Origin of the sequence: Maribellus sp. CM-23, assembly GCF_021354595.1 — a bacterium.
Classification (GTDB): Bacteria; Bacteroidota; Bacteroidia; order Bacteroidales; family Prolixibacteraceae; genus Draconibacterium.
The window spans coordinates 854,395-876,765 of the sequence record NZ_JADWYJ010000001.1; the positions used below are offsets into that span (position 1 = coordinate 854,395).

At 42.6% G+C, this 22,371-nt stretch carries 16 protein-coding genes; 13 read left to right on the forward strand and 3 right to left on the reverse strand.

All coding sequences use genetic code 11. The features are described 5' to 3' along the window. Position 1 precedes the first annotated feature (1 nt). Positions 2 to 733 carry a ribonuclease III gene (gene rnc / locus INQ51_RS03360; protein ID WP_119437001.1) on the forward strand — a complete coding sequence of 244 codons (732 nt, stop codon included), beginning with the start codon at positions 2 to 4 and terminating at the stop codon, positions 731 to 733. Positions 734 to 788: 55 nt separating this feature from the next. Next, entirely contained in the window at positions 789 to 1,475 is a 687-nt protein-coding gene (locus INQ51_RS03365; protein ID WP_233376477.1) for a lipid-A-disaccharide synthase N-terminal domain-containing protein, read from the forward strand. A 49-nt stretch (positions 1,476 to 1,524) separates the two neighbouring features. On the opposite strand, the gene INQ51_RS03370 is transcribed toward INQ51_RS03365, so the two are convergent. After that, a complete protein-coding gene (locus INQ51_RS03370; protein ID WP_119437003.1) occupies positions 1,525 to 1,905 on the reverse strand; it encodes a MotA/TolQ/ExbB proton channel family protein in 381 nt (126 codons plus the stop codon). Between the two features lie 221 nt (positions 1,906 to 2,126). Here INQ51_RS03370 and INQ51_RS03375 point away from each other — a divergent pair, with 221 nt between their 5' ends. From INQ51_RS03375 to INQ51_RS03415, 9 genes are all read left to right on the forward strand, one after another. Beyond that, positions 2,127 to 3,212 carry a sensor histidine kinase gene (locus tag INQ51_RS03375; RefSeq protein ID WP_233376478.1) on the forward strand — a complete coding sequence of 362 codons (1,086 nt, stop codon included), beginning with the start codon at positions 2,127 to 2,129 and terminating at the stop codon, positions 3,210 to 3,212. A 1-nt stretch (position 3,213) separates the two neighbouring features. Continuing rightward, the gene (locus tag INQ51_RS03380; protein WP_233376479.1) at positions 3,214 to 3,924 is read left to right on the forward strand and encodes a LytR/AlgR family response regulator transcription factor; all 711 of its coding nucleotides are present in this window, start codon (positions 3,214 to 3,216) and stop codon (positions 3,922 to 3,924) included. A 31-nt stretch (positions 3,925 to 3,955) separates the two neighbouring features. Continuing rightward, a complete protein-coding gene (locus INQ51_RS03385; RefSeq protein ID WP_233376480.1) occupies positions 3,956 to 4,828 on the forward strand; it encodes a cation diffusion facilitator family transporter in 873 nt (290 codons plus the stop codon). A 217-nt stretch (positions 4,829 to 5,045) separates the two neighbouring features. After that, entirely contained in the window at positions 5,046 to 5,597 is a 552-nt protein-coding gene (locus tag INQ51_RS03390) for an RNA polymerase sigma-70 factor (RefSeq protein WP_233377246.1), read from the forward strand. Between the two features lie 281 nt (positions 5,598 to 5,878). Next, positions 5,879 to 6,859, forward strand: a complete 981-nt coding sequence (locus tag INQ51_RS03395; protein WP_233376481.1) for a FecR family protein — start codon at positions 5,879 to 5,881, stop codon at positions 6,857 to 6,859. 204 nt (positions 6,860 to 7,063) lie between these two features. Beyond that, positions 7,064 to 10,387, forward strand: coding sequence for a TonB-dependent receptor (locus INQ51_RS03400; RefSeq protein WP_233376482.1), 3,324 nt, complete (start codon positions 7,064 to 7,066; stop codon positions 10,385 to 10,387). Positions 10,388 to 10,414: 27 nt separating this feature from the next. Next, positions 10,415 to 12,067: a RagB/SusD family nutrient uptake outer membrane protein gene (locus INQ51_RS03405; RefSeq protein WP_233376483.1), complete on the forward strand. Its 1,653-nt coding sequence runs from the start codon at positions 10,415 to 10,417 to the stop codon at positions 12,065 to 12,067. Between the two features lie 97 nt (positions 12,068 to 12,164). Continuing rightward, a complete protein-coding gene (locus INQ51_RS03410) occupies positions 12,165 to 13,337 on the forward strand; it encodes a glycoside hydrolase family 27 protein (RefSeq protein ID WP_233376484.1) in 1,173 nt (390 codons plus the stop codon). 124 nt (positions 13,338 to 13,461) lie between these two features. Further along, positions 13,462 to 15,945 (forward strand): alkaline phosphatase D family protein, encoded by a 2,484-nt coding sequence (locus INQ51_RS03415; protein ID WP_233376485.1) that lies wholly within the window; start codon positions 13,462 to 13,464, stop codon positions 15,943 to 15,945. Positions 15,946 to 16,062: 117 nt separating this feature from the next. Here INQ51_RS03415 and INQ51_RS03420 read toward each other — a convergent pair whose 3' ends face one another. Then, complete coding sequence (locus tag INQ51_RS03420; RefSeq protein ID WP_233376486.1) at positions 16,063 to 16,764, reverse strand: DUF1080 domain-containing protein; 702 nt, start codon at positions 16,762 to 16,764, stop codon at positions 16,063 to 16,065. Between the two features lie 23 nt (positions 16,765 to 16,787). Beyond that, on the reverse strand, positions 16,788 to 18,128 hold the full coding sequence (locus INQ51_RS03425) for a Gfo/Idh/MocA family protein (RefSeq protein ID WP_233376487.1): 1,341 nt from the start codon (positions 18,126 to 18,128) through the stop codon (positions 16,788 to 16,790). A 326-nt stretch (positions 18,129 to 18,454) separates the two neighbouring features. Here INQ51_RS03425 and INQ51_RS03430 point away from each other — a divergent pair, with 326 nt between their 5' ends. Further along, positions 18,455 to 19,852, forward strand: a complete 1,398-nt coding sequence (locus tag INQ51_RS03430; protein WP_233376488.1) for a hypothetical protein — start codon at positions 18,455 to 18,457, stop codon at positions 19,850 to 19,852. Position 19,853: 1 nt separating this feature from the next. Beyond that, a complete protein-coding gene (locus INQ51_RS03435) occupies positions 19,854 to 22,241 on the forward strand; it encodes an alpha-L-fucosidase (protein WP_233376489.1) in 2,388 nt (795 codons plus the stop codon). Positions 22,242 to 22,371: the final 130 nt, after the last annotated feature.

Here is a 22,371-nt window from a genome sequence, read left to right on the forward strand (position 1 = left end):
TGTGGTTAGAAAGATAGTACAACGAGTAAAACTCTTTTCATCAGAACGAAGAGAGTTTTACTTGTTTTTAAAAGACCTGCTAGGTTTTTACCCCCGCAACCTAAAACTTTACGACCTTGCTTTTATCCACAAGTCGGCCTCAACGGTCGATTCGCAAGGCAACTTTGTAAACAACGAACGGCTTGAATACCTCGGTGATGCTATTTTAGGAGCTATTATTGCCGACTTCCTTTACAATCGTTTTCCGCATGAAGACGAAGGATTTCTGACAAAAACCCGCTCGAAACTTGTAAACCGGGCCTTCCTTACCCAACTCACCCACGACATGGGTTTGCATGTTTTTATCGATTCCAATACCACCAAAAAAATTGATAAAAGCCATATTTACGGTGATGCGCTAGAAGCATTGATTGGCGCCATTTACCTGGACCGGGATTATCACTCAGCAAAGTTTTTTGTAACCAAAAAGATTCTTTCCCAGTTTGTGAATCTGAACGAAATAGAACAGGAAGATTCGAACTTTAAAAGCCAGCTGATTGAGTGGAGCCAGAAAAACAAACGCGAGGTTGAGTTTGAAACCAGCGAAGAAACCGATGAAAAACTCAAACAACCCAAATTTCATGCGGTTGTAAAAATCGACAATGCGGAAGTTGGCCGCGGCTCGGGAACCTCGAAAAAAGAGGCGCACCAAAATGCAGCCCGCGAAACGCTTAAGAAGCTGAAAGAAATATAAGCTCAGCAACTTACTGTTTGATATTCTTTATACTTTTGCGCCCGAAGAAAATTGTATGAACAACATTTTTATCATAGGACTGGGCTTTCTTGCCCAGGGTTTGTTCTTCATCCGCACAATCACTCAGTGGTTTAAATCGGAAAAAGAAGGCGAAGTGCTCTCCCCGATCGTTTACTGGCAAATCAGTTTGGTGGCTTCCATCATAATGCTCACCTACGGAATTTTGCGAAACGACTTTGCCATTGTTGTGGGCCAATCACTGGTTTATACCATTTACATTCGCAACCTTCAGCTAAAAGGAGCCTGGAGAAGAATGCACTGGATAGCGCGTTCTTTGGCAGTTTTGGTGCCCATCTCTTATTTGTTTTGGCTCGTATTTTCCGGAAACTTTAACTCCATTTTCAGAAACAAAGACGTTACTCTTTTTTGGATGATATGGGGAATCGTGGCGCAGCTCGTATTTATTTCACGTTTCTTTTACCAGTGGATTTATTCCGAACGCGAAAAAGAATCGCTGCTTCCGCTCGGATTCTGGATCATCAGTACTTTTGGTTCTTTGATGATCTTTACTTATTCAATTGCACGCATCGACCCGGTTTTGTTTGCCTCACACAGTTTAGGTTTGTTTGTGTACATCCGCAATATTTTATTGCACTACGGACGAGGCAGTCTTTTTACCAAACTGAACCGGATACCTTTGTTGAATAAACTGATCGGCAAGGTTTCGGACAAAATAAAATAAGCCGGCTATCTGCTGACAACCGGCCCTTTCCTGCTTTTTCTCTCAATGTTTAGTTGTTTCTGTCCATTCTGGCTTTGATGATCTCTTTCATTACAAAATAGAAGATCATCGAAAAAATAAAAACAAGGAGCCCGTAAATCGGCGTATAAAAACTGACGATTGCTCCTCCTGCAACAATTGCAGGGGAAACATCTGCTGCGTTCCGAATCGCTTCGAGAGCCTGCACAATTCCGATAATTTGAGCTAAAACTCCGACCGCAACGGCAACCGATCCGGCCAGCAGAATTAAATCCAATCCTTTCAATGTATACTGATGCTTAACTACCTGAACTACTTTCAGAATAAAAACACCAAAGGCTAAAAGCGCTAAGCAGGAAATAATCCCCATAAAAAGAGGTCCGCCTACATAAAAGATTTCAAAGATGTTCATGACTTGAATTTTTAGTTTATCCTGAAACCAAACTACTACACCTTGCCCAAATCCAGACCATTTAATCGATCAACGCCCTAAATTCACACCCATATGACATTCTCTCGTTAAAACTACAAAACCTGGCGAAATAAAGTCGTTTAGCTGCAATTGAATAAACTTGGTCGATACAATTTCTCACTGATCCGGTTATGTAATAAATTGCTACTTTTAATTGCACTATGACAGATCGGATTCAACACATTATTCAACTTGCCCGGCGGTCAAAGACCTTTCGTATTACTTACCACCTGCTGTTTTGGGTTATTGTAGCTTTTTTCTACTTCGCTCTTTTTAGCTGGAACAGCGAATTTCGGGAAGCCACCATCATTTTCTCCGCCGGCCTGCTCCCGGTTGCCATTTCGGAAACCTATTTTTTTAACCATTTTCTTTTTCCACGCTTTCTTTGGAAGAAGCGGTACACTCGATTTTTTCTGTACAGTTTTTATACACTGCTTGCCGGGATATGGTTGTCGTTTCTGATCGTGTTTTATGCCCTGTTTTACATTTTAAGCAACAAAGCCGCTATTTCGCCAACCTTACTGCATCCTGAGCTGCAAGTAGTGTCGCTTCATTTTATCATTTTTATGGGAATTGCCATCAAACAGGTAAAGCGGGCATTTTTTATGCAACAGGAAAAAAACGAACTCGAAAAGGCGCAACTCACAACAGAACTAAAACTGAAAGAAGCCGAATTAAAATTGTTGAAAGCCCAGGTTCACCCGCACTTTCTGTTCAACACCCTGAATAACCTGTACGGCCTCACGCTCGAAAAATCGGACGAGGCACCAACACTGGTACTCCAGTTGTCAGACATTCTGGATTATATCTTATACCGCTGCGATGCCAAACTGGTGGGTCTTTCGGAAGAGCTTGCCAATCTGAAAAACTACATCGAGATTGAAAAAATCAGGTATCCTGACAAGTTAAAACTCACCCTCGAATTCCCAGATAAAACTGATGACCTGAAGATTGCTCCGTTGATTCTTTTGCCTTTTGTAGAGAATGCCTTTAAACACGGTGTAAGCCATTTCCCGGGAGTGGCCTTTGTAAACATCAACACACAACTAAGCGATAAGAACCTGAGTTTTTCTGTTATAAACTCTCGCAATCCGATAAAAGTAAAGGAACAAAGCTACAGCAACGGAATTGGCCTGGTAAACGTTCGAAAAAGACTGGATTTACTGTATCCGGGGAAATACATTTTGCGCGTGGAAGAACTGTCAGAAAGTTTTTCTGTAAATTTAATTCTTGAACTTGAATCGTAACATGTTCCGCTGTTTAATCATAGACGACGAACCGATCGCCATTCGGGTGATCCGGAAACACCTGGCTGCATTTACCGACTTTGCAGTTGTAGCCGAGTGCAACAACGCACTGGAGGCCATGCGCATTCTTTCAAAAGAAAAAGTTGACCTGCTGTTTTGTGATATTCAAATGCCGCAACTTACCGGTGTCGAATTTATCCGGTCGCTCAGCCACCCGCCAAAAGTAATTTTCACCACCGCTTACCGCGATTATGCCATTGAGGCATTTGAGCTGCAAGTAGTCGATTACCTGTTAAAACCCATTTCATTTGAGCGATTTGCCCGTGCCATCCAGCATTTTCTTGACCAGCAATCGCTCCCTGAAAAAACGGGAGGAAACACAACAGCACCTAAGGAAACAGACTTCATTTTCCTAAAGGCCGACAAGAAGCATTACAAAGTAAATCTTACCGACGTTTTGTATTTTGAAAGCCTTGGCGACTATGTAATAGCGCACACAAGCACCCAGAAAATAATTACCAAGGAACGAATCAGTCATTTACAGGAAAACCTTCCGCCTGCTCAATTCCTACAAATTCACCGCAGCTTTATTATTTCCATTTCAAAGATTGATACTGTGGGACCCGGCTTTATCGAGATCAACAAAAAAAAATTGCCTGTCGGAAGAAAATACAAGGCAGAGCTTTCAGCACTTCTGGAGAACAAGCAGTAAGAATTTTGTTACTTTTGAGTTTTCGGAGAATATGGATGAACGGAAAAAATACAACCAGCGAGCCGGATGGTTTTCCATTATCGGAAACATAGCATTATCGGGTCTAAAATACTGGGCTGGTATCTCCACCGGATCTTTAGCCCTGGTTGCCGATGCCTGGCATTCTATTTCAGACGTTGTCACTTCAGCCATTGTTTTGATCGGCGGTAAAATTTCGCGGAAACCGGCCGATGACGATCATCCCTTTGGACACGGCAGAGCTGAACACATCGCCTCCATTATCATAGGCGTTGTTCTGGCACTGGTTGCATTCGATTTTATCATCAATGCTGTTGAAAAGTTTGGAAAGCGTGAGCATACCTATTACAGCACCTTTGCCTGGATTGCGGTTATTGTATCAATTGTTGTAAATGAGCTAATGACACAGTATTCATTCTGGGCAGGGAAGAAAATAAAATCGAACATGCTTATTGCGGATGGCTGGCATCACAGAACCGACGCACTTTCTTCCATCATTGTTCTGATCGGGATTGCTTTGGGAAGCTCTTTTTGGTGGACTGATGCCGTTTTAAGTGCCATTGTCGCTTTGCTAATTGGTTATGCCAGTTACGAGATTCTTGCAAAAGAAATAACTTCCCTACTGGGCGAAAGCCCGAGCGAAGAGTTACTGGTATCGATCAGTGAAACCGCACAGAAAAGCTCAGGAGTTCCCTTACATATCCATCACATTCATTTACACAATTACGGCCACCACACCGAAATGAGTTGCCACATCAAACTCCCGTCCCGCATGTCGCTCGAAGAAGCACACGAGATTTGCACAGGGGTTGAAAAGATTATAAAGAAGGAATTTGGCTACATTACAACGGTTCACCCTGAACCTATTGCATGGAAGAATAAGTAATCAAGCCACTACTAAACGCACTAAGACTTCTTCCAAAAGTGATTTCAATTTAATCAAACTAAAATCTTTTTCCTAAAACCCAGGCCTTTACCATTAGAGAAAAGTATAAAACGTGAATTCAACACCTCTTTGAAAATCAATTTTATTTAATTTACATTTATAACAAATTCGCTTAACATTGAACCAACTCGGAGAAATAAACGACCAAGAACTTGTATTGCTAATAAAAAGAGCCGACAAAAAAGCGTTTCAAAAACTTTTTGAAAAATATGCACTAAGGATATACCATTTCTCTTTTTCATATTTAAAAAATGAAAACGATGCAGAAGAATTGGTACAAAATGTCTTTCTCAAGATCTGGGATAAGAGGGAATTCATCGACACATCTCAAAATATAAAAGCGTTTATTTTCAAAATAGCAGTAAATACAATTTACGATTTCATCCGGCACAAAAACATTGAACACGCCTTTCAGGATTACGCACGTTTAAACTACAAGACCAGCGACAATTTCACCTGGCATTCCGTGATTTTTGAAGAAATGCAAGGTACGCTGAATAACCTGGTTGCTCGTTTACCAGACCAACAACAAACTATATTTAGATTAAGCAAACAGGAAGGGCTTACAAATGATGAAATTGCCGAAAAATTGAATTTATCAAAACGTACCGTTGAAAACCATTTATACAGGGCTCTGTCATTTTTGAAAAAACACTTTAAAGATGAGTCTTTTCTGGCCCTGTTATTCTTCTACTTAATTTGCGGATAAACACAGAGGAGTAATTATTCTCGTTTCAAATTAAGATTGCCATCTCGATTCTAAAATTTCTTATGAGTAAATTCATTGTCTCAACCGTATTTTATAAAAATCAGAGAAATGGCTCTATTAATAGTAGTCTAAATTTAGTTAGTTTTTAAAAGTCTTCCCGGTTATCTGGGCTACTTTTCGTGACGATTCCCCAATAAGTTTTAGAAGAAATGAGTAAATCTGTAAACTGAAACGTACTACCAACAATTTGACAAAAAAGAAAAAATACAATTCGTCTTTTAATGGATAGAGAAATAAACAAAAATAAGAATGAGCTGAATAGACAGGAAGTGTTGGCACAATTTCATCGTCCGGAGAAAGAATTTGAGGTAAAAGAGAAATTACTTAAAGAACTATCATCAGATACTTTTATAAATGATTCAATCTCTCCTAATTTAAAATTTCTGTTTAGTAAGATTTGGGCAAAAATTGAACAAAGCAAAAGTCAGAAGAAAACTAAAGCCCTTTTTTTGATCCGAATACTAAAACTATCAGCAGCCATTTTAATTGGAGCGGTTATTGGAATCTGCGCAATGTATATCAAAACGGAACGCGCTGAACCCATTTATTATACAGCTCATTCACCCAAAGGATCGATTTCTGAAGTGATTTTACCCGATGGATCTGTGATTTTCCTTAATGCTGATTCTCACATAAAATACAGCGCAAAAGGTAAAAACGGAGATCGGGAGGTTTTTCTTGAAGGTGAAGCATGGTTTGATGTAGAAAAGGATAAAACAATGCCCTTTGTTGTTCACACCGCGTTTTATGATGTTAATGTAACCGGTACTCAGTTTAACATTAAAGCATATGAATCCGACAACGAGATAGCCACGACCCTCGAAAAGGGACAAATTGTTATTACTTCTGCAGGGAGTATCAAACTGTCGCAAGATATTGTTGTAAAACCGGGAGAACAGGTTGCACTGAACAAAGAATCAAAACAGCTGACTATAACGAAAGTGAATACCCAATGGTTCACCTCCTGGAAAGACAACAAACTAATCTTTGTGAATATGAACATGAAGGATCTGGTGGTTCTTCTTGAACGTAAATATGGTATCGATATCGAAATAAAAAACAAAGAAATCCTGGACCTGCACTTCGACGGCATAATCAAAAATGAAACAATCATCGAATTTCTGGAGATTATAAAAAAGACCCTGCCAATTAATTATAAGATAGTCGAACAAAAAATTGAAATAACGTATAACAAAGACTAAACTTAAAGGAGGAATAAACTATGAAATGAACTAAAATCAAAAAAATAAGCCAGAAGGTGCTGCAACACCAACCAGCTTAACATGTCTTGAATTTTTTGGTGAAACCCACCAGTATTGCTATAAATCAAAACGCCTAAATTTATGAAAAAAAAATGTATGACTACTTTTCTGCATAGCAGAAGGGTAAAAAAACTATTCCTAACTATGAAACTAACAGCCATATTACTTCTTGTTGGTTTAATGCAGGTTTCAGCAATGGTTTACTCGCAAGCCACAAAATTCAATTTTAGAGCTCAGAATAAGCAAATCGTTGAGGTGCTCAAAGAAATTGAAGAATCCAGCAACTTCCGTTTTTTATACATTAGAGAACAGGTTGATGTGGAGCGACAAGTTTCCTTAAGGGTTAAGGATGCTTCTGTTCAGGAGATTCTGGACGATATTTTTGCAGGACAAGGTATTTCCTATAAAGTAATGCAGGATAATCTGATTTTACTAAGTCAAGACAACAGTTCTATCGAATTGGAATCCATCGCATCACAGCAACAACAAACAGTTTCAGGAAAGGTAACTGATAAAGCAGGAATGCCTTTGCCCGGGGTAACCGTGGTAATAAAAGGTTCCACTCAGGGTACGGTTACCGATGCCGATGGAAACTATTCGCTACGCAATATTCCGGCAGAAGCTATACTGCAATTTTCTTTTGTGGGCATGGGAACACAGGAGATAGCAGTAGGAAGCCAAACAAGCATAAACATTGTCATGGAAGAGGGATCGATTGGGTTGGAAGAAGTTGTTGCAGTAGGGTACGGAACAGAAAAAAGAGTGAATGTGATCGGTTCTGTTTCACAAATTACTTCCGAATCCCTTGAGAACCGTCCGGTTTCAAGTTTATCCAACGCAATTACTGGTCAAATGTCTGGCGTAACAGTAATTCAACGATCTGGAAAACCAGGGTTTAATGATGGAGAGATCAGAGTTCGCGGAGTCGGTTCTTTTGGTGCAACTCCGTCTGCATTGATCCTGGTTGACGGAATCCCCGGTTCAATGAATGAAATCAATCCGAATGATATTGAATCAATTTCCGTTTTGAAGGATGCCTCATCAGCCGCAATCTATGGAGCACGTTCTGCCAATGGCGTAATTCTTATTACAACAAAAAAAGGGAAAGAAGGCAAGATCAGCGTAAGCTACAACGGGTATTACGGAACTTCAAAAGCCACTGAATTCCCTGACCTGGCAACATCATGGGAATATGCTGAAATGTTCAATATTGCCAACGGTACCGAAACATATTCAGCTGAAGACATTGCAAAGTATAAATCACAAAGTGATCCAGACAATTATCCAAATACTAATTTTCTAAAAGAAACTTTCTCAAGAGATGGAGTCCAAACCGGCCACGATATTTCTATTACAGGTGGGAGAAAGTCAAACCAGTATTTCCTCTCTTTTGGATATTTGGATGAGAAGGGACTGGTAGAGAATAACTATTACAAAAGGTATAATATCAGGCTTAATCTGGAAAGTGAGTTAGCTCCCACACTAAAACTCACAACGCGTGTAGCAGGCTCGCTGGAGGAAGCCAATGAACCTACCACAACAGCCAACAGAACTCCCTCTGGATTAGAGGGGATAGTGATAGTTGCAGATCGTTACCCGGCTGTTTACCTCGGACAAGCATCGAATGGTGATTTCGGAGGAGGCCCGGAAAGTGCCGGGACTCCGGTATCATGGCTCGCCTCTAAAGGGTACTACAACCGACCAACAACAAAGGCCAGTGTAAATTCAAATCTTGACTGGACCCCAATTAAAGACCTTGTGATTTCTGCTGTCGGAGGTTATAATTTTACGTTAAATGAAGGACGGCACTACAGAGCTTCTCAGGTTTTAAATCCTTCACTAACCTTGCCACTTGCAACACTCGACCAATATAAGAACAATGTTGTATTTAAAACAATGCAGTTCTTTGCCGAGTACTCAAAAGAAATTAATGGCCATTACCTGAAGGCTTTAGCTGGCTATTCTTTTGAAGACGAAACAACAGAGAATTTCAATGGAACCAGAATAAATTTTCCGAGTAACGACTACACTGTTATGAGCATGGGAGGTGTAGACAACCAGGAAGTTTATGGGAATGATATTGAATGGGCCATCCAATCTCTGTTTGGTCGTTTAAAATATCACTACAATCACAAATACTTATTTGAAGCCACCGTTCGTCACGACGGTTCTTCACGATTCCCCGAGGATCAAAAATATGGAACGTTTCCTTCCTTAGCGGTTGGCTGGCGTGTAACTGAAGAAGACTTCTTAAAAGAAGCAGCTCCTTGGATTTCCAATCTCAAACTAAAAGCATCCTGGGGAATCTTAGGAAACCAGAATATTGGGAACTACCCCTACCAATCAACTTTGGCTACCGGAAGAAATTATCCTTTTGGCACTGGAATTGCCAATGGCGCAGCATACAGAACATACAAAGATCCAACAATCCACTGGGAAACAACCAAAACAAAAGATTTTGGTTTTGAATCAGCCGTTTTCGATAATAAACTCTCTTTTAATGTCACTTATTTCGACCGGTTTACTTACGATATTCTTTATCAACCATCTTCAAGCGTAAGTTCAATCTTAGGTGTCGGCATCAGTGAAACCAACACCGGTGAAGTTAAGAATACCGGATGGGAATTTGAACTGGGCCATAATAATTCTTTGGGAGAATTCAATTACCAAATTGCCGGCAACTTCTCGATCATTAACAACGAGGTTGCCACACTCGGATTAGGAAATGTTGAACAACCCAATGGGTTAATCGGTAATGGAAGTGATCTGTTTATAGGTTATCCAATGCAAATGTACTATGGTTACAAATCAGATGGAGTATTTATCTCTGAGGAAGATATTTCAGATTGGGCAGATCAAACTAAGATTACGCCAAATCCGGAGCCGGGAGACATTCGATACAAAGATATAAGTGGTCCGGATGGTGTCCCAGACGGCGTGGTTGATGCAACCTATGACAGAACGTACATTGGATCAAGAATTCCAAAATATACCTTTTCGCTGAACCTTTCTGCTCAATTCAAACAATTTGATTTTACAGCATTTCTTCAGGGAGTCGCCGGAGTAAAAGGGCGCTTAGATGGTTACGTCGGGTATGCATTTAACAATTTAGGAACCATTCAGCAATGGCAGATCGACGGTCGTTTTGATCCGGAGAATCCGGTTCGGTATCCTGATTATCCAAGGCTGGAAATTGTTACCAACAGTGGAACTCCCAATACCGTTCTTTCGGATTTCTGGACTATTAATGCCTCTTATTTGCGTATAAAGAATTTACAAATCGGGTACTCTTTACCCAAAAGAATACTGGAGGCATCACGTATTGACAACCTGAGAATTTACTGCAGTGCAGAAAATCTATACTCATTTAACAATTACAGAAAAGGTTGGGATCCGGAAATCAACACAAATGGAAGCTACTACCCGATTCTGGCCACGTTTACATTAGGTGTTAATGTTAAGTTTTAATTCATTAATCTTCGAAAAATCATAAAGATGAAAACATATAATAGAATTAAAAATACACTTAAGAGCTTCCTACTTATTTCAATACTTATAGGAATAAGCTCATGCGGTGACGAGTTGGAACAGTATCCTAAAGACCAGTTCGACAAGGCAAATTTCTGGACAAGTGAAGCCAACGCCATGATTGGTTTGGCAGGAGTTTATAGAGGAAACATAAACTATGGCACACAAGTTAATCCAAGCGATTGGTGGACCTACTGCGGACTGGTATTTCTGGAACATGCCACCGACAATGCTTTTGACAGAAGGGGAAAAAACGCAAACCAGAACCGTTTGACCAATGGAACTTTGTTAGCAAACAATGCAGTTATAGGTACATATTGGAGTGGCTCCTATGTGAGAATTGCCATTAGTAATGATTTTCTTGAAAATGTAGGGCGTGTTGAGATGGAGGATTCCAAGAAAAACAGAATGATTGCAGAAGCAAGATTTATTCGGGCCTGTCAGTATTTTTACCTTTCCCAGTTCTGGGGTTCTGTACCATTGGTAACAAACACTTTAACACCTGATGAAGCAAATACGGTAACCAAAAATCCAAAATCAGAAATCGTTGCTTTTGTAATCAAAGAATTCAGCGAAGCTGCAGAAGATTTACCACGTTACAAGGATATGCCGGCATCAGAGTTTGGCCGTGCTTCGAAACAGGCTGCCCTGGCATTTTTGGGCAGAATTTATCTGGCAGAAGGAAGATACTCTGAAGCAGCATCTGCATACAAGCAAATTATCGATTTTGGAGATAATATCATCGATCCTAACTATGCAACTATTTTCAATACAACCAATGAAACCAGTGCTGAAAATATATTTAGCGTGCAGTATTATGAAGGTTTGGCCGGAAACGCCCTGACACAACATGCACTTCCTGCAAATAAAGGAGGCTGGCATATTGTAAACCCGTTGGAAAGTTTGGCCAGCCAGTACGATTTCACAGATGGAACACCTTTTTCTTACGACGATCCCCGATTCAACTCTCATAATATGGCTGAAAACCGTGATCCACGTTTTGCAGCTACTTTCCTTTATGATGGGTGTGTTTTCGGCGGGAATGTTTATGATTGCCATCCTGATCATAGTTCTTCGGTTGACCAGCTAACTTATTCTAAGCAAGCAACCAGAACCGGTTACGGACTTCGTAAGTTTTTTGACGAAAATTTCTCCGGCGACTTATCTACCGGATACGGAGGTAATTTACCTATTATTCGTTATGCCGAAGTACTACTTAGCTACCTGGAGGCTGAACTTGAGGCAGGTGAACCAATAACACAGGATTTATTGGATATGACAATCAACAAAACCCGTGGAAGAGCTTCGGTACAAATGCCTGCAATTACGGAAACCGATGCGACTGCATTACGTCCGCTCCTTAGAAAAGAAAGAAGAATTGAACTGGCATTGGAAGGTATCCGCTACTGGGACCTGCTTCGCTGGGGAATCCTTGGAGAAACTATGCAGGGCGATTTCTGGGGAGCTTCATTTCCTGACGCAACTAATACGGGTAAGGTAGCAGATCCTACAGGCCATAAAAGGTGGTGGGTTGACAATAAAGCATTCAGAACAGGACAAGATGAAGAGTGGCCTATTCCTGAGTCAGAAACCAATATCAATCCCGGCCTATTGAATTAACTTAAATAAGCAGTCATTTTAGTTATAAAAGTATTTTCTAAACCAACTAAACCTTTTCCTTTTGGCTAAAATGACTGCACTCCTTTAAATAATTACCATGAAAAAAATAGCATTCATTATTCTGGTTATCATTTCACAGCAAGCTTTCTCTCAACAAAATAAAGAACTTGCACCTACTCCCCCAATGGGATGGAACAGCTGGAACTGGTTTGGGAAATACGGAATCAACGAAGACATTATAAAAGAATGCATTGATGCGGTTGTAAACGAAGGGCTGCTCGATGCAGGTTATGAGTATTTTGTGATCGATGGTGGCTGGAGAGACACTCATCTTACCGAAAACGGGGAACTACTGGCAAATCCTGACAGATTTCCTCATGGGATAAAAGCGCTGGCAGATTATGCACACTCTAGAGGCTTGAAATTCGGACTACATACCGTACCAGGCACACACGATTGCGGAGGTGATGCAGTTGGAGGATATGGGCACGAAGAGGTGCAGATTCAGCAATTTGTTGACTGGGGTCTCGATTTTGTAAAACTGGATAAATGTAAATATGCCGATGGTTGGAATGAAGAACTTCTAAAACAAACCTATCAAAAATGGCAAAATCTTCTTGCGAAGTCGGGCAGAGATATCGTACTAAGTATTAGTGCTTATCTTTGGCGCGACTGGTATCCGGAAGTAGGACAAATGGCACGAACAACAGGCGACATAAAAGCCCGTGTTTCGAAAGGAGCTGTTTTTGACGGCATTCCGCTGAGTGTTATGGGAGTTTCAGAAACAAACAACAAATCAGCTGAATTTGCAGGAAATGGTTACTGGAACGATCCGGATATGCTGGCAACAGGCGAGCAAGGTCTCACCATAGAGGAACAAAAAGTGCATTTCGCGTTATGGTGCATCATGTCATCTCCGCTGATACTTGGGAATGATCCACGTAATATGACGCCGGAAGAAAAAGCAATTATTACAAACGAACTTGCAATTTCTGTTAACCAGGATCCAACGGAACAGGGATGTTTGATAAAAAAAGAAGGCCAGGCAGAAGTGTGGATGAAAAAATTAAAAAATGGCAACCGCGCTATTCTGTTACTTAACCGCGATCCAGAAAAAGTCCAAACTATTGAGGCCACTTTCCCGATGCTTGGACTAAAAGGGAAAAGAAAAATCACAGATGTCTATCAAGAAAAAAGTTTAGGCAAGAAATCTGAAACAATTAAAGAAGAAATTCAACCACAATCCGGATTATTTCTTCTGGTTGACTAGAAAAAGCCAACCTGGCTTTGATCTAATAACAGGGAAAACCAGGAAAATAGTTATGTCCCTCCAAAAATGAGGGACAGGTTTTTCAAATATTGACTATACCTATTTAACGAATAAACAAACCGTTATGAAATTTACAATGCTTACAATTTTATCATTCCTGTTAGTATTCACCTCATGTACAAAAAATCAGAATTTTCTGGCCGACTTCGATAATACGCACGATCGTGTTTGGGTAGGGAAAGACTTTTGGGCTGTCCCTCTGGAGGACTGGAAAGTTGAAAACGGAGAACTGCATTGCATTGGATCGGTTCCACATTCGAGGGTGAATCTGCTTACTCATTTGATATCTCCTGGTGCAGGAGATTTTGAGGTATCTGTAGAAATCAATCTTGAAGACAAAGGGAACAACCTGGGATCGGCAGGTCTTTTAGTGGGTTTGAACGACAAGGAAGATATGGATGTCAGGGCTCTGTGTTATTTTGGCAAAGGAATAAACGCGGGCATCAGTCTCAAGGGATTTGCCTTTTTAAATGAAGAAAGGGCCGAACTACCTGAAGACTTTGATTTTTCAGTAGTATCCATAACTGTTTCAGGAAACGACAATCATTTAAAAATGAAAGTCACCGACAAGAACGGAAAGTCTCCTGAAGTGCTGTCTTCGAATATTGAAGAGATAGAAGGATTAGTAGCAGTTGCCAACAATATCGTCCTTGGAGGAGATGAAAAGCCGGGTAATTCCCATTTTAGCTTTGATAATCTAAAACTTTCCGGTTCAAAAGTTATAGAGAAACAAGAAAACGCATTTGGTCCAATATTGTGGACCATGCATACTCTTAGTAAAGGAACGGTAAAAATGATGGCACTTTTACCTCCGGTCGGCAAAGACGATAATCAGGAAGTCTCGCTTCAACTGAATGAAAACGGAACCTGGAATACTGTTGCCACCGAGCAGATTGAGCCCGATTCGCGCACTGCAGTATTCAAATTGGAAAACTGGGATGAATCGAAAGACGTGGATTACAGGGTTGAATACATTGAAAAAGGAAAAGACGGAACAGAAACAACCAATTACTATGACGGGACCATCCGCAAAGATCCGGTTGACCGTCCGTTGAAATTTGGAGGACTAACCTGTCAGTTTCATTTTGGTTTTCCGTACACACCGCTCGTAAAAAATCTAAAAACGCTGGAACCTGATATTCTTTATTTCTCTGGCGACCAGATCTACGAAGGGAACGGAGGATATCCGATCAGAAGAGAACCTGTTGATGTTTCCATTTTAAGCTATCTCGGAAAATATTACATGTTTGGATGGGCATTTGGAGATTTAATGCGTGATGTACCAACCATTTGCACTCCTGACGACCACGATGTTTTTCACGGCAACCTTTGGGGAGAAAGTGGAATTGCCAAACCAAACGGTGCGGGAAGTTCCGATACGCGTGGCTTTATCCAGTCGGTTGAAATGGTAAACGCCGTTAATCGCACCCAGTGTGGGCAGTTACCTGACCCTAATGATCCCACACCCATTGAGCAGGGAATGAGCGTATGGTACACCGATCTAACTTACGGAAGAATTAGTTTTGCGATCATCAGCGATCGCATTTTCAAAACCGGACCCGAAGCAGTGTCAGACTGGCCGGGTCGCCACGACCATATGAAAGAACCGCGCAAAGATTTATCGTTTCTTGACAAACCGGGAGTAACGATAATTGGCGAACGACAAACAAAATTCCTGAACGACTGGCTAATTGACTGGAAAGGAGCAGATATGAAGGTACTTCTTTCACAAACCGTTTTTGCAAACGTTGCGACACACCATGGTGGTCTTGAAGAATATTTATACGGAGATCTCGATTCGGGAGGATGGCCCAAATCTGGTCGCGACACGGTTATACGTCTGATGCGAAAAGTCGCTGCTTTTCATATTAATGGCGATCAGCATGTTCCTTCGCTGGTGCAATACGGACTTCAAAACTACCGTGATGCCGGATGGAGTTATTGCACGCCTGCTATTGCAGTAATGTACCTGCGCTGGTTTTTACCCGACGAGCTGGGTAGGCCGGTTCTTGATCGACCGGAACATAATTATCCCAATACAGGCAAATATGAAGATGCTTTTGGAAACAAAAACTACGTGTATGCCATTGGCAATCCCGGAAAAATTACAGTTGATAAAAATAGCCGTTACAGCCATGCTCAGATCCGTTCATCCGGTTTTGGAATGGTTACTTTCGATCAAACTGAACGAACGATCTTGCTTGATGCATGGCGTTTCAAAGCCGATGTGGAAGATCCCAATCCTATACGCGACCAATTTCCCGGTTGGCCATTCAAAATTTCGCAGTTCGATAATCTGGGCCAGGGCGCTTTTAATGTGCTGCCTCAATTCACGCTGTCTCAACCCGACCAGTTAATGCAAATATGGAATCAGAAAACAGGTGAGCTGGAGCAGATATTTCGCTTAAAAGGTAATAGCGTACAACCAAAATTATTTGAGGGAGGTACGTTCAAAATTATCTTTGGTGAAGATGGTAAGCAAAAGGAACTTAGTGGTCTAAAAACTCAAAAAGAAGAAAACAAAGAGCAAATTGCAGTAGAAATATAGGTTGCAATTAAGTCAGTTGCAAATATTAGTTGAGGTTAACTCAATTAGGCAAAATACCCGGGGACAGAATACCCGGGTATTTCTATTTTTAAAATCTCTTTAAAAACCGCTTTTGGATCAGGGTAGTTCAAGAATTTTCAGATTTCGGAAATGAATTTCGGCGCCTTCAGATTCCAGGCAGATGTATCCTTCTGTTTTGGAAGATTTGCTGATTCCGTTTACAAACTTTCCGTTTACCGAAAGCTTGATGGTTCCATCTACACAAACCACGTCGTAAACATTCCATTCTCCTTTGCCTTTGCAACGGTTCTCAATGGATTTGCTCCGTTCGCCACGCGGATTATCCGGCACTGTTTTAACTCCGCCAACACCAAACAGCTCTCCGTGCACATAGGCAATCGGCGGCTCTTTACCATCTCTTGTGTTGAGTTTCACCCAATCAAGTTCCAGCATTTGAACCTCCACTCCGTTGGGCAGACGGTTGGTTTCATCGGCGTTGGCGTCACTCCACACAAACGTTCCCGAATTTCCACCCGCTTCCATGTGTCTCCACTCAATGTGCATCATGAAGTTGCGGTATTTCTTTGCCGACCGGATCACCCCGATAGGCTGTCCTTTGCAAATCAGTTCCTCGCCATTCTTCTTCCACGTTTCAGTCAGCGTGTTTACCTGAATCCATTCAATGGCTTCGCCTTTGGCTTTTTGTCCATCCACCACTTTTCCCCATGGTACAACTTCACCAAACGTAAATAGTTTTTCCTGTGCTTGGGCCGAGAAAACGGCCATGATCAGAACCAAAACAACAATTGTATGCTTCATTTCTTTTATTTTTGAATTCTGAACTAACTCAATTTATTTGCCTCGCCTGCCAGCGGAACTTCACTGTTGATTTCTGCCTCCGGACCAAAAGCATACGTTTTAGGTCCCAGGTAAAGATCCGAGTTCATCACCTCGTCCCAGGTAACCTCTTTACCGGTATAGGCAGCAATGCGCCCCATAATGGCAGTAATGGTTGAATTCACCTGAGCTTCAGCATCGTTTACTGCTTTGCCGGTACGTATGGCTGTTACCAGGTTAATGTGTTCCTGCACAAAAGGATTGGTCACTTTCCATTTCGGATCGGTAACGCCTTCTTCCCACTTCGGATAAGACCAAACTTCATTGCCCTGTGTGTCAAGAATATGCCCCGAAGCAATGGCAATACCTTTGGTGCCGACAATTCGTTCCACTTTCCCATTGGTACAACCGTTTATTTGCCGCGATGCACAGTGTGTGCGCATTCCGTTTTCATATTCATATTCGATGCTGAAAAAATCATACAAATCGCCGGTTAACCGCCGTTGTCTTCCGCCGTAGCCAATTGCTTTTTTCGGGTTTTCGCCCAGGAACCAGTTCATTACATCAATTTCGTGAATAAACTGCTCGGCAATATGGTCGCCCGAAAGCCAGCAATGATTGACCCAATTACGCAGCATAAACTCCATGTCCGTCCACTCGGGTTGACGCCTGCGGTGCCAAAGCGCGCCACCGTTGCGAATAATGTTGGCACCGACGATTTCGCCGATATCGCCATTCTTCACTTTCAAAGCCGTGGTCATGTAATCTTTCTGAACCCGTCGAATTGTACCGCTCACCATCGAAAGTCCCAAAGCTTCTGCTTTTTTGGAAGAAGCCAGCACCGACCGCGCGCCCACCGGATCAACCGCACATGGTTTTTCCATAAAAACATGCTTCCGTGCATTGATGGCAGCCTCTACATGAACAGGACGAAAATGAGGAGGTGTACATAACAGCACCAAATCCACTCCCGAATCGATCACTTTCTGGTAAGCATCAAATCCGAGGAAACAATTTTCATCGGCGATCTCTACTCCACGTTCCTTTTTGAGCTGCTCGCGGCAGTTGTCAATTTTATCCTGAAACACATCTCCCAGGGCAACAATCTGCAGGTTTGGGCCGGCATCCAGAAAATTGATAACCGCTCCGGTCCCGCGTCCTCCGCAACCAACCAAACCGGCTTTCAGCACTTTCCCGTCGGGCGCCTGCTCAAGAAGGTCAGGCACAATATCTTCACTTTTCTTTGTTTTTTCAGAGGAACAGGCTACCAGAACAGTTGCCATTCCGAGCGTTCCAACCGTTGCTTTGGTCAGAAAGCTTCTTCTATCGAGATCTTTTACAGACATAGTTAATTTTATTGGGTTCAGACTGACGAATTTAGCATAAATGTTGCAGATTCCTAAAACCCCGAAAGGTTTTTAGTCTCAATTCTTTATTGTTAAATAGATTTTATTAAATGTATATAAGAATCCGGACAGAAGTTGTTCTCTCTGCAAAAATTTGGATAAAACTGCTTCCCACTTTTTAAAATAAATCACTTTCATGTTCGTCTTCTTTTTTATTAAACCCGTAACATCTAATTTGGAGCACTAATAACTCAGACAATACCTTGCCTGGAAAAATTCTGAATATACTGGGCAGTTGCTTCGGAAACCTTAACTCTGAAAAATAAATGGAACGAAGAAAATTCATAGAACTAGGTGCAGCGTTTTCGGTATTGGCCGGATCGGGATGGCTCTCCGCCTGCACAAGCGGCAACAAAAATAGCGCCCCGGAAGCAATCAAAAGCAAGGCGATAGCAGCTTTCAACCGGTTTGAGGAAGTATGGAATTTCAACGATTTCTGGAAGCGGGGAAATACTTTCGATGCCTGCCTTGTTTTTGTAAATGCTCTGGCAAATTGCTGGCCCAAAGACCCGGAAGTTCTACGGATAAAAACCCGCGTGAAATCGATGCTGGAAGAAAACCTTTTGTTTTTCAAGCGTTTTGATCCCGGCAGTTTATGGGCCGACGATTTTGGCTGGTGGGGACTGATGGCAATCAATGCCCGTAAATTCCTGCTAAACATGAACGAGCGCGATCTTGCAGAATCCTACTACCAGCTATCGACCGATCTGTGTTGGGAGTACAAACGAAAAACAGCTTACGACTCAACGCCTGACGCCCAACCGGTGCCGCATGGCTGCCGAAACGGTGATGCCAACGGCGACAGTCCGGGTGTGAAAAACACGGTTACCAATGTTTTGCTCTTCCTGCTTTCGTCCCGTATTTATCGTATGAACAAGGAAGAAAACAGAGACAACAATGAAAAATACCTAGAACTTGCCTGCCGCCAGTGGCTTTGGTTCGATCAGTGGTTTGAGCTCGACCAGTATCAATACCTGAAAAAAATTGGTGATGATGCAGCCCTGGTACAGGAACGTCCGATGGCTTTTTTTGAAGGATCGGGCTATACCGAAAAGATTCATCCTCCGTGGGCGGAAGGCTGGGTATGGTCGGGCGACCAGGGAATGCTGGTGGCAGCCCTGGCCGACATGCTCGCCATAAAAGACGATGCAGCAAATTGGCTAAGCTCCAACAACATCGGTTCGGGTTTTAACGTGCAGTCATTTGAAAGCAAGCTCAAAAACTATATCCGATTAATAGCCAATGGAGTAAAAGAGGCCCTGGTTTTTCCAAAAGACCAGATCTTTCGTGAAGCTCCCTGCTATTCAAGTTTTGGCCCCGTTCACGGAAACGACTACCTCGCCGGTCGCGGAATAATGCTGCGCTACCTGGAGCAACCGGACATTGCAGCACTGCTGAATGTTGATTTGAGCGAGAATATAAAAGCGACTGCCAACGCACTCTGGGAGACCCGCAATCCCCAAAACAACCAGTTTCAGCCCGAATTTACCACCCCGGAAAATGACCACGAATATGTTCAGTATTTTAAAAGCAAATGGGGACTGGCTGATGATGTTATCAAATGGGACATTGAAAAAATGGCGACTCAAAACCGATACGGAGTTTGCCAGTCCATTGGCCTCGACATGTTCGGGGCATTAATCCGTAATACAACGAAAAACTAATATGAGAGAACTGATTTTTACTGCTTTACTTCTTTTCCTGGCGCGAGCCGCCTTTCCGCAAAACCACCCCGACCAGCTGTTTTTTAAAGACCGTCTTCAACCCATTTCTGAAGAGAATATTTTTAAAACCGATGACTATTATAACTGGTGCAGTTCCATGGTAAAAGGCGACGATGGGAAGTACCATATTTTCTATTCGCGCTGGCCGAAAAAATATACGTTTCTGAGCTGGCTTACCCATTCCGAAGTGGCACATGCTGTTTCTGATTCGCCCACCGGGCCCTGGAAATACAAGGAAACCGTGCTGCAAAGTCGTGGCAAAGGCCACTGGGATGCCATTACGGTGCACAATCCGAAAATCAAAAAATTTGGAGATAAATACTACCTCTACTATGTATCTACCAATATGGGAGACCACGACTACAGCGAAGAAGAACTGATCGAAACGGCCCGCGTAGGCTACAACCATCCGAACTGGAAAAATTACCTGCGCCCCAACCAGCGTACCGGTGTAGCAGTGGCCAACTCTATCAATGGCCCGTGGACACGCATGGACCAACCGCTGATCGAACCTTCCGGACCTATTACAACCCTCACCGTGAACCCGGCCATCACCCGGGGGAAAGACGGAAAATTCTACCTCATCGTAAAAGGTGACAAACCCAACGAAACGCGCTTCATCCGTAACCAGGCCATTGCCGTATCCGACTCGCCCACCGGCCCCTTTGCGATGCAGGACAAACCGGTAATTGATTATCTCGACACCGAAGATATGTCGATGTGGTACGACGCACAGCGGGATTATTTTTACGGCGTTTTCCATGCACATTCCTTTATCGGGATGGTTAGCTCTTCGGATGGCATTAACTGGAAGAAAGCCACCGAATATGTGCTGACACCAAAAAAACTACCTATGAAAGACGGTTCAGAATTGATTCCCGACCGTTTGGAGCGTCCGTTTATCTATGCGGAAGACAATGAACCACAGGTGCTCAGCCTGGCCGTAAAAAAGGGAGATGAAGCCTACATCGTTTTTGTGCCGGTAAAACAGAACAAAATACCGGTGCCCAACAAACGCCAGCAAGCCTGGCAGGAAGCTGAAATGGGAGCTGTGTTTCATTACGATTTGCACGTGTTCGACGGAAAGAAATACGGGCAGGGCAATAACCGCATTGATCCGTTTGACGACTACCAGTTATTCAATCCCAAAAAACTGGATACTGACCAATGGGTAAAAGCCGCCAAAGATGCCGGATGTACTTTTGCGATTATAACTGCCACCCACGAAACCGGTTTTGCACTTTATCAGTCGGATGTCAACCCTTACTGCATGAAAGCCCTCAAATTTCAGGATGGCCAAGGAGACATTGTGCGCGACTTTGTGAACTCGTGCCACAAGTACGGCATTAAACCGGGGGTTTACCTGGGCATTCGATGGAATTCGTTTATTGGTGTTCACGATTTTAAAGTGAATGGAGAGGGAGAATTCCGTGAAAACCGCCAAAAATGGTACAATCAAATGGTTGAGGGAATGGTCAAAGAGATTTGCACCAACTACGGCGAGTTGTTTGAAATTTGGTTCGATGGTGGCGCTGACTCTCCCGAAAATGGTGCCCCCGATGTGCTGCCGATTGTACAGCAATACCAACCCAATTGTTTGTTTTACCACAACAAGCAGTTGGCCGAGGCGCGCTGGGGCGGTTCCGAATCGGGTACCGTCAGCTATCCGTGTTGGTCAACCTTCCCCTATTGTTCTACCGGAGCCGGAGAATCAGCAAGAGCCAACATCAGCAAAAATAATTTTCAGTTGTTGAAAGAAGGCGATCCGAATGGAGCATTCTGGGTACCGGCCATGAGCGATGCCCCGTTGCGTGGCTACAACGGCCGCCACGAGTGGTTTTGGGACCCCGGTGATGAAGAGCATATTTTTCCGCTGGAAAACCTGGTGAACATGTACTACCAATCGGTTGGCCGTAACTCAACTCTGATCATCGGATTAACACCCGATCCGGATGGACTGTTACCCGAACCCGATGTGCGGCGATTGAAAGAATGGGGTGACGAAATCGCGCGAAGGTTTTCAAGCCCTTTGGGCACCTGTTCGGGAAGTGGGAACAAAGTGGAATTGGAGCTTGACTCCCCGCAAAAAATAAATCACGTCATCATCCAGGAAGATATTGTGCAGGGAGAACCGATCCGCAAATACCGGATGGAGGCGCAGGTAAAAGGCAAATGGGTTACAGTTGCCGATGGCCAGTCGGTAGGACACAAACGCATTCAGCACTTCAACGAGGTAGAAAGCAAAAAACTCCGGCTGATAGTTGAAGAGGCCATCGAAAAGCCATTGGTAAAAAACCTGGCTGCATATTATGTTGATGGACTGCAATAAGGATAAGCCACTGTGTTCATTCAACTTTTAGGATTGAATGAACGCTAAACTTAAATCCTAAAAATGAATGATTTTTGATAATTATGTGGGAGCGAAACAACACTCTGAAGCAGAAACTTTTAATCAACTC

Excerpts from the sequence above, each read along its gene's own strand:
- INQ51_RS03365 (WP_233376477.1), top strand. The coding sequence starts at position 789 with ATGAACAACATTTTTATCATAGGACTGGGCTTTCTTGCCCAGGGTTTG.
- INQ51_RS03370 (WP_119437003.1), bottom strand. The coding sequence starts at position 1,905 with ATGAACATCTTTGAAATCTTTTATGTAGGCGGACCTCTTTTTATGGGG.
- INQ51_RS03375 (WP_233376478.1), top strand. The coding sequence starts at position 2,127 with ATGACAGATCGGATTCAACACATTATTCAACTTGCCCGGCGGTCAAAG.
- INQ51_RS03380 (WP_233376479.1), top strand. The coding sequence starts at position 3,214 with ATGTTCCGCTGTTTAATCATAGACGACGAACCGATCGCCATTCGGGTG.
- INQ51_RS03385 (WP_233376480.1), top strand. The coding sequence starts at position 3,956 with ATGGATGAACGGAAAAAATACAACCAGCGAGCCGGATGGTTTTCCATT.
- INQ51_RS03395 (WP_233376481.1), top strand. The coding sequence starts at position 5,879 with ATGGATAGAGAAATAAACAAAAATAAGAATGAGCTGAATAGACAGGAA.
- INQ51_RS03400 (WP_233376482.1), top strand. The coding sequence starts at position 7,064 with ATGAAACTAACAGCCATATTACTTCTTGTTGGTTTAATGCAGGTTTCA.
- INQ51_RS03405 (WP_233376483.1), top strand. The coding sequence starts at position 10,415 with ATGAAAACATATAATAGAATTAAAAATACACTTAAGAGCTTCCTACTT.
- INQ51_RS03410 (WP_233376484.1), top strand. The coding sequence starts at position 12,165 with ATGAAAAAAATAGCATTCATTATTCTGGTTATCATTTCACAGCAAGCT.
- INQ51_RS03415 (WP_233376485.1), top strand. The coding sequence starts at position 13,462 with ATGAAATTTACAATGCTTACAATTTTATCATTCCTGTTAGTATTCACC.
- INQ51_RS03420 (WP_233376486.1), bottom strand. The coding sequence starts at position 16,764 with ATGAAGCATACAATTGTTGTTTTGGTTCTGATCATGGCCGTTTTCTCG.
- INQ51_RS03425 (WP_233376487.1), bottom strand. The coding sequence starts at position 18,128 with ATGTCTGTAAAAGATCTCGATAGAAGAAGCTTTCTGACCAAAGCAACG.
- INQ51_RS03430 (WP_233376488.1), top strand. The coding sequence starts at position 18,455 with ATGGAACGAAGAAAATTCATAGAACTAGGTGCAGCGTTTTCGGTATTG.
- INQ51_RS03435 (WP_233376489.1), top strand. The coding sequence starts at position 19,854 with ATGAGAGAACTGATTTTTACTGCTTTACTTCTTTTCCTGGCGCGAGCC.